This window comes from Streptomyces sp. SP18CS02 (assembly GCF_036322365.1).
In the GTDB taxonomy this organism is placed as follows: Bacteria; Actinomycetota; Actinomycetes; order Streptomycetales; family Streptomycetaceae; genus Streptomyces.
On the sequence record NZ_JAQYXC010000057.1, the window covers coordinates 1 to 8,181 of the forward strand.

Consider the following 8,181-nt stretch of genomic DNA (forward strand, 5'->3'; position numbering starts at 1 on the left):
CATCAGCCGAAGCCGGAACAGCACTTCCTTGGCCGCGTTGCGGTCGGTCATGTCGGCCGGGGTGACCATGACGAACAGCGGCAAACCCTTGGTGTCCACGACCAGGTGCCGCTTGCGGCCGTTGATTTTCTTGCCGGCGTCATAGACGAGGTCGGGGAAGGCCGCGGTGATCTCACGCTGGTCCCGTTCGAAACGGCGTGGCTCGGCTGCCCACCATGAGAGGGAGGCCGGCTGGGCGGGCGTGTGCGGACCGGTGGTGGCCGTCATCCCTGAGGTGCGTCCTTGATCGGCCGGGGGGTGATGAAGGCGGGCGTGCTGGTGCTCAGGGCCGGGGCTCCGATGCCGGGGCTCGCAGGCTTCGGCGGGGCGGGGAAGGAGTCGCCCAGGATCTCCTGCCACAAGCGCAGGGCCTGGTCGGTGTGTCCGGCCGCGGCCGCGGCGCAGGCCCGGTCGGCGAGATCGGCAGCTTCGGCGAACGCAATCCGCAGACCGTCGTAGTCAAGGTCGGGCTGGATCTCACCGCACAGACCGGCCGGATCCCTCACACCCTCGTTGACGCGTGCTGCCGCGGCGGTGAAGAAGGTGCGCAGTCCGTTGGGGCGGTTGCCTGACGTGGGCATACAGTCGAGAGCGAGGACCTCGATGACGAGCGACTTAATCCGCCCAGTCACCGTAATCTCTCGACGCCACTGCTTCAGGACGCGGACCAGCGGGCGAAAGTGCTCCCAGTCCCGCTGCCGGTCGGCCACGAGGTCGATCAGGTGCTCGGGGTCGGCGAGCACCCAGGTCTGGGAGCGCTTCTCGGGTATGAGAAGGGTGCCGTCGGCCTGCCGGAGGGCCGGCATCACGTCGACGGTGAACGCGCTTTCGTCGTCCGGGTCGTCGAGGAAGCACTTGACCGCGTGGTTCCTCGGCAGTGCCAGCCGGACTTCGTTGCCGTGGCTACCGTTGGTCTTGCCCAGCAGCCGGTTGACCTGGTCGCGGGCGTGGTCTAGGGCGTGCTCGGCACTGTGGCCGGCGCTGCCCCAGTCCGGGTGCTCGGGGCCGTCGTAGACGGCGATGATGTCGACGTCGTTGATGGGCTTGAGCTGGGTGCTCCGGCTCAGCGATCCCGAGCCGATCGCCTCGGTGACATCGGGCTCGCTGAGCAGCGCCTTCTTGAACAGATCACGCCGGTCCCGGGCGAGCCGGGTCTGGCCCACGTCCTCGTTGACATTTCTCTGGAAGTCGTCGAACGCCTCGTCGATCCGCATGATGCCTCCTCGATCTCGCGTGTCAGCCCTGGTTCCACACCGAGTTCGACCGCCTGGTGGGGCAGGCTTCGTCCGTGTTCGGGAGGCATCGGGCAGCTGTCAGCCAGCGTAGACGCCGCCACTGACAGCGCCCCTGAGAAGGCATGTCCCGCCCCCCCCCGCTTCAACAGGCAGCGAGGAAACGCAAGCTAGCGGGTGTCGGCGTACGCCTCCACGTGGCCAGTGAGACACAGAGAGACGTCCCCGACCGGTAGGTGGGGAGTGAACCTGGCAGGAAACCCGCCACGAGTCGATCACGAAGTCTGAGCCGTCCGGCTCCAGCACACGGTTCACAGATGAGAGGCCTGGGGCCGTGCGACAGTCCTGCTGTTCAGTGCCCTGCGCCTCTATGCGCGGTCCTGTGCCGCCGGTCCGAGACACGCCGAGATACTGCTCCAGAGCCTGCTTGACCACCTCGTACGGCGAGCAGTCCTGCAGATCTGCTTCAGCACGCAGCCACTCCTCGAGCTCGGCTGGGAGGTACTTTAGAGCGGTTGTCTGGGCTGTAGCCGCGGTCATTGTCCTTGGGGTCGATCTCCTTGCCGTCGGCGTAGTCGTTGGCAAGGGCCCAGGTGCGGAAGACCGACCGCGGTCCGGGAACTCCTCCAACGCCTGTCCGTCGACGAAGCCGCTGATGTCGACGACCTGACTGGCGTTGTGGGCGGTGAAGCCCAAGATTGCACCCTGCGCGTCGACGAAGTGGCTTGGTCGGCCACCCATCGACCGCAAGGCGCCTCCACCGAACGGCTCACCCCCTCCGCCTACTCCAAGTAACAACACGCCGTAAGGAGACACGTGTCGCTTCCCGGCACGCTGGGAGTTGCCCCTACGGCCGGGGAGACGACGTGGTCGTACCTGTCCCGAGTTGCCGGGCGCTACGGCTTGGATCCCGGCGCGCTGCTGCCCTGGTGGACCTGGGCAGGTTTCCGGCCGCGGGACGAGGCCGGTCCGCGCGAGGACACCGAGGTTCTGCTGAACCCGTCCGGCCGGCAGTTGCTGGCCCGACTGGGCGGGGTCGACGAGCAAGTGCTGGCGCGGGCGCTGCCCGCGGTCGACAACTGGCCGCAGCCGACCCTTTCCGGCGCGCCGGGCGGCCCCGGTAGGGCTGGGCCGGACACAGCGGCAGGCCGGTGGAGGGACGCGTCGGCTGGGGAGTACGGGCCGGTGGCGTACGGGTGCCGACTGTGCACAGCCGCCCGCGCCAGAGAGGACACGGTGGTGGTGAGGTGCGTGGCACCGTGGCAGCGGGTCTGCACCCGCCACCGGCGGTGGATGCTCACCTGCGGTGACGGGCACCGGTACCGCAACCTCGGCCTGCGGGCGAGCCCGGAGGTTGCCGCGGCGCAGCGGGCCTGGCCGAAGGTCGCCCGGACCGCGGCCGGCGCCGATCCGGGGCGGGTGTTCGCTCTCGCCCACGCGGTGGTGTGTGCGTGGTGGGAGCAGGCCCTGGGGTGGGAGCGGGAGCGGATCTGGCCGGCCCGGCTGCATGCGGTCGCCGGAGGTGACGCGGGACCGCCGGGGTGGACGAGGGTGCGATGTGTCGCACCCTCGTCCACCCCGTATGACGTTGTCGTCTGCCAACGCGTGGGCCTGTTCCGTCGGCGGGATGTGTCTCGCCGGGGCATGCTCGGGGCCGGATAGGAACTACTGGCCGATGTTGCTCTGGGGCCCTGCGTACTTGCTCAGGATCGCCGGTACGTCCTTGGCCGCGTCGAGGGAGTAACCGTAGTGGGCACGGGGGTCGAACGTGGTGCCGCCCGTCTGCTGCTTGCCGGTGGAGTTGACCACGATGGAGCCCTTCTGCGTCAGGGATGCCGCGGCGGTGTCAATGTTGTAGGGGTTGGCGACGTTGTCGTAGTAGCTGTTCTCGATGACGACCTTGGACTTTCCGCGCGAGAGGTTGCCGTAGGAGGTGATGTTCTCCAGGTGGTTGTTGTAGAGGTGGGCTAGGGCCACGTTGTCGATGCTGGGGTTGCGCTGGTTGGTGCCGTGGATCCAGTTGTGGTGGATCGTCATGCGGGAGGTGACGTTGCTGGTCCAGCCGATGCCGAAGGCCTTGTTGGACTCTCCGATCTTGTTCCAGGACACGGTCAGGTAGCTGGTGTCCTTGCGGCTGTCGATCAGGCCGTCGTTCATCCGCTCGATGGTGTTGTGGTCGATCCAGATGTGGTGGGCGGTGTCCATCTGGATGCCGTCGTAGTCGTAAAGCTTGTCGTCCGGATCGTCGTCGGTCATCCGGGTGTCGCGGATGGTGAGGTTTCGGATGATCACGTTCTTCGTGCCGGAGCCGAGGAAGAAGCCGCCGTTGACGATGTGGCCGGAGGTGCCGACCCCGATCACCGTCTTGTTCGACTTGACGGGGATCTCGTGGCCGTACGGGGTCACCTTGATGGTGCCGGCGACCTTGATGGTGTACGGCTCGGCCGCCGTCGCGTACTTCACGAGGTCCGCGTAGTTCTTCACGGTGACGGTGGTCCCGGCCGCACCGCCGGTGGTGCCGCCCCCGGTGGACGCGAAGCCGTCGGCGGTGTTCGGCCAGGACCGGCCGTTCCCGCTTCCGCTGATGGGTGTGAAGGTCCACTGCTTGTTGCTGTTGTGGGTGCAGGTCTCCTGGATGATGGCGGCGCCGTTGGCGGTGGAGGCTTGCTGGTCGGACAGGCACAGTCCGGACTTGACGCTGATGACCTGGTAGGAGCCGGTCCCGGAGGGGGTGAGGCGCCACTGCTGGTTCGTCTTGCCTGTGCCGCAGGCCCACTGGACCACCTGGACGCCACTGGTCGTCGAGCCGGCGGGGACATCGATGCACAGCTTGCTGTCCACCCCCACAAGGGTGTACACACCGCTGCCCGCCGACCTGAGGGTGAACTGCTGCCAGGGAGAGTTCGCGGTGCAGCCCCACTGCTGGAGCTTCGCGCCGTCGGCCCGGGATGCGCCGGGCACGTCGAGGCACTTGCCCGACTTCTTCACCACCAGCTGGTACGAGGCACCGGTCGCGGGCAGGGTCGCGGCCTCGGCGGGAGCCGTACCCATCGTCGACACGGCCACCCCACCAGCCACCACCGCCACAGCGGAGGCCAGGCCGATGAGGCGGCCTCGGCGGCGGGCGTGCCGGGGCATGCGGGGCTCGCTCTGTTCGCGGTCGAGCCTTCGAGAGGGGGCGGGGGTCATGGGCCGCTCTTCCTTTCCTTCGCTGCTGACGGGCCTCGTGCGCCCTTGGTGGAAGGGGGCTCTGAGCCCGGTGGCCGGGGTCTGCCGCTGGTGTGGGCACCGCGGCGCAGAGGTAGACGCGGCGAACGGGAGGGGATAACAAAAACTTGCAGCCCCCACTATGTGTGATGTACGTCACTCGGCTGTTGGTGCGTCAGGAGCCCCCAGGGGCGGCTTTACAGGCGGTCGGCACCGTGCCAGGATCGCCATCCTGTAAAGATCAAGTGCTCGAGCGCGGTCCGCGAACGACGAGGCCGCCGGCCGGAATGCGCCGCCGCAGCGCTGCGCAGGGCGAAGGGGACCCCCTCCACATGGATCTCAACTCTCCTTCCGGGTCTGCGGACCACACTGCTGTCACCGACGCCATCCCCGGCGCAGCCTCCCCGTACGACACCGCCCTGGTCCGGGCCGCGGGAGCCGGCGACCGAGCAGCGCTGGAAGAACTTCTCACCGTGTGCCTGCCGCTGGTCCACCGGATCGTCGGGCGGGCCCTCCACCACCGCACCGACGTGGACGACGTGGTGCAGGAGGTCATGCTGCGGATCGTGCGGGGCCTTCCTGGGGTCCGCGAGCCGGAACGCTTCCGTTCCTGGATCGTGGCCATCGCCTACCGGGAGATACAACAACACCGCCGCCGCTCGCACGACCTCGTTTCCCGGCGGCTGGTCCAGGAATGGGACGAGCCCTCGGCAGATTTCGCCGAACGGTCCGTCGCCGAATTGGTCATGGCCGACCAACGCAACGAAGCCCTGCGCGCCACGCACTGGCTGGAACCCGCCGACCGTCAGCTGCTCGCCCTGTGGTGGGAGGAGGTCGCCGGCACGCTAAGCCGTGCCGAACTCGCCAGGGCTGTGAGCCTCTCTCGCGGTCACGCCGCGGTCCGGGTGCAGCGCGTGAAGGAACAACTCCGCACGTGCCGCGTCCTCGTCCGCGCACTCGCTTCGTCCCCGCGCTGCCGGGGCCTCGCCGCCGCCGTGCAGGGCTGGGACGGCCGACCGAGTTCCGTGTGGCGCAAGCGGCTGGCCCGGCACGTCCGCGACTGCCCGACCTGCGGAGCCCTGGGCGAGGGGCTGATACCCCCGGAGCACCTGCTGCCCGGCATCGCCGTCCCCGCCGTACCCGCCGCCCTGCTGGCCGGGCTCGGACCACTGCTGGACTCCGCCCCCGCCGCGGGAGCCACGTCCAAGACGGGAGCACTGCTCGATCGCGTCGTCGACGCGGTCCGGCAGCTTCGCCCCAGGGCGGTTCTCGCCGTGGCGGTCGGCACCGCGATACTGCTCGCCGGTCTCGCCCTCGTCATCCGGCAGGAACACGTACCGGACGACATGCCGCGCTCGGCACCGAGCACGGCCGCCACCAAGGCCACTACGCCAGCGTCCGGTTCCACGACCGGGGCCGCGACCGCCTCCGCTTCCACCCCCGCGTCTACGTCTACGCCCCCGGGGTCCGTCACAGCCGGTACGGCGGCCGTCCTGCACGTCGCCCCCGGCGGCTCCGACGCGGAAGGCGACGGCAGTCTCGGCCGCCCTTACGCCACCCTGGGCAAGGCGGTCGGCCTGGTCCGCCCGGGCCAGACCATCGCCCTGCGCGGCGGCACCTACCGGCCGACCGGGCCGGTCACCATCGACACCGACGGAACCGCCCGTCAACCGATCGTGCTCACCGCCTACCAGGGCGAACGGCCGGTGATCGACGTCTCCGCGGTCCCCGACGGGCAGTGGGCCGTCACCCAGCGCGCAGACCACTGGACGGTACGGAACCTGGAGGTGCGGGGCTCCAGCAGCCACGCATGGGTGTGCAGCGGGTGCGCGCACAACGTCTTCAGCGGCCTGGCAATGCACCACAACGCACGGTCCGGCCTGGTACTGCGCGACGCCGGCACCGAGGACAACACCATCACGGGCAGCGACTTCCACCACAACCGCGATGCCACCGGCGGAGGCTCGGGGCTGGCGATCGTCTTCGGCTCCGGAGCGGGCAACACCGTCCGGCACTGCCGTACCTGGGAGAACGGGGGCGACGGCATCGACCTGGGTGGCTTCACCAGCCCCACCGTCCTCGAAGGCAACTGGTCCTACCGGAACAGCAACGGCTTCACCTTCGGAGGCGGCCGCGGCCGGGCCGCGGTGGCGCACGTGGCGAGTAACAACGCCGCCTGGGACAACGAGGGCTACGGCTTCAACGACGAGGGCAACCCGGGCGCGCTCGCCCTGGAGCGCAACAGCGCGTACCGCAACGGCATCGCCGGCTTCCGGATCACCGAAGCCGCAGGCACCCTCACCGGCAACGCCGCCTGGAGCAACCCGCGCGCAACAGACCTCGGCCCCTTTGTCCGCTCCTTCTCCAACACCTGGAACGGGGCGGAAACAGCAGTGCCGGTGACCGGCCTGCGCTCGACGGATCCGCGCACCGCCGAAGGGCCCCGCCAAAAGGACGGTGCTCTGCCCACCTCGACCTTCCTGGCGCCCCGCGATCCGCAGGCCGCGGTCGGCGCCCTCATGCCGACCGGCTCCTGAAACGCTCCGCCCCGGCCGCCTCCCCTCAAGGATCCGGGTGGGCTCCCGCGGCGGGCGGCACCGGTCGTCCGGCGCGCTCGGCACTGCCCCGCAGGACCGCGGCGGCGCGTACAGCTTCGGCCGTCCGGCGCTGCCGGGCGCGAACATCCTCGAGGGACGGCGGCACCTCATCCTCCTGACCGACGTCAGGAAAGACGCGGTCGGCGAGCTCGCGGCGGACCTGTTCCTGACGTACGACGGCGGCGGCCAGGGCCGGGCCTTCCTGGCGGGTTGGGGCGACCGCGCGGTGGGCTTCGAGAGCACGGCGGTAGCCGGCCGATGCGGTCTGCCTCGTCTTCACCGGCCCGGCCGGAACGACCGGCCGCGACGTCGGGGCATCGGTGGCAGCCGGGGACGTCGCTGTGGGGGCGATGCGGGCAGCGGGCGCCAAGACGTTGATCGCCCGTACGGCTCGCGCCGGGCACCGCCTCGTTGGCGACCGCGATGAGCTTCGGCGCGCACCAGCGGGCCTGCGTGGCGTACGCGGGGACGTCAGGGACGACGTCCAGGCGCCCGGACTCCTCGTCGACCGCGACCGCCCGGACATGCCCGGCGAGTTCGGGCGCGGCCGCGGTGAGGATGGTGTCCCACTGGGGGCAGGACACTGCCGCCGGCGGCCGGGGCTACCAGGCCGCGCTCGGTCATCATCATGCCGATCGCCGTGCCCAGCCCGAGCGGCTCGCGGCCGTCCCGCCGCAGAATCTTGCCGTGCCCGGCACGCCTCTGGCGGCAGGGCTGGCGCATCCCGTCACCCCGCCCGTCCGGGAGAGCGTCCTTCGGTGCCGCCCAGGCTGTCCCGACGGCGCCTCAGTGTCTGCTTGAAAGCTCAAGGTGGAAGCCGCTTGCAAGTTTGATGTCGGCGTAGAGCCCGGTGTCCCTGCCCCGCCTCAAGATTGAGGTGATGACCGTTGACCTTCCATACGCAGCATGCTCTTTGGCAGCAAATTCCCCAAGGCCGGCGGGCCTGGGCTGCGCGGGGTCACCGGGGGGGCGCTCCGGCTGGGTCGCGTAGGTTCGTAGTCATGATCAGGCGTATACGCGGTGTCGTTCTGCCTGAGCGCGAGGAGCGCACGTTCTGGGTCGAGGGAGAGCGGCTGCGGACTGAGCCGCCTGCTGGGGCGGCAGCG

At 69.8% G+C, this 8,181-nt stretch carries 3 protein-coding genes and 1 pseudogene; 1 reads left to right on the plus strand and 3 read right to left on the minus strand.

Annotation, left to right across the window (positions count from 1 at the left end; genetic code table 11):
- The 3 genes and pseudogenes from PUR26_RS00200 to PUR26_RS00210 form a co-directional block, all read right to left on the minus strand.
- Window positions 1–144: pseudogene (locus PUR26_RS00200) on the minus strand (transposase); the annotation flags it as partial.
- 119 nt (window positions 145–263) lie between these two features.
- Window positions 264–1,253: a hypothetical protein gene (locus PUR26_RS00205; RefSeq protein WP_329868032.1), complete on the minus strand. Its 990-nt coding sequence runs from the start codon at window positions 1,251–1,253 to the stop codon at window positions 264–266.
- 1,683 nt (window positions 1,254–2,936) lie between these two features.
- Entirely contained in the window at window positions 2,937–4,460 is a 1,524-nt protein-coding gene (locus PUR26_RS00210) for an RICIN domain-containing protein (protein ID WP_329868033.1), read from the minus strand.
- Between the two features lie 350 nt (window positions 4,461–4,810).
- Here PUR26_RS00210 and PUR26_RS00215 point away from each other — a divergent pair, with 350 nt between their 5' ends.
- A complete protein-coding gene (locus PUR26_RS00215; RefSeq protein ID WP_329868035.1) occupies window positions 4,811–7,015 on the plus strand; it encodes a sigma-70 family RNA polymerase sigma factor in 2,205 nt (734 codons plus the stop codon).
- Window positions 7,016–8,181: the final 1,166 nt, after the last annotated feature.

Bases quoted from the DNA above. Each gene is read 5' to 3' on its own strand.
- PUR26_RS00205 (WP_329868032.1), bottom strand. From the start codon at position 1,253: ATGCGGATCGACGAGGCGTTCGACGACTTCCAGAGAAATGTCAACGAG.
- PUR26_RS00215 (WP_329868035.1), top strand. From the start codon at position 4,811: ATGGATCTCAACTCTCCTTCCGGGTCTGCGGACCACACTGCTGTCACC.
- PUR26_RS00210 (WP_329868033.1), bottom strand. From the start codon at position 4,460: ATGACCCCCGCCCCCTCTCGAAGGCTCGACCGCGAACAGAGCGAGCCC.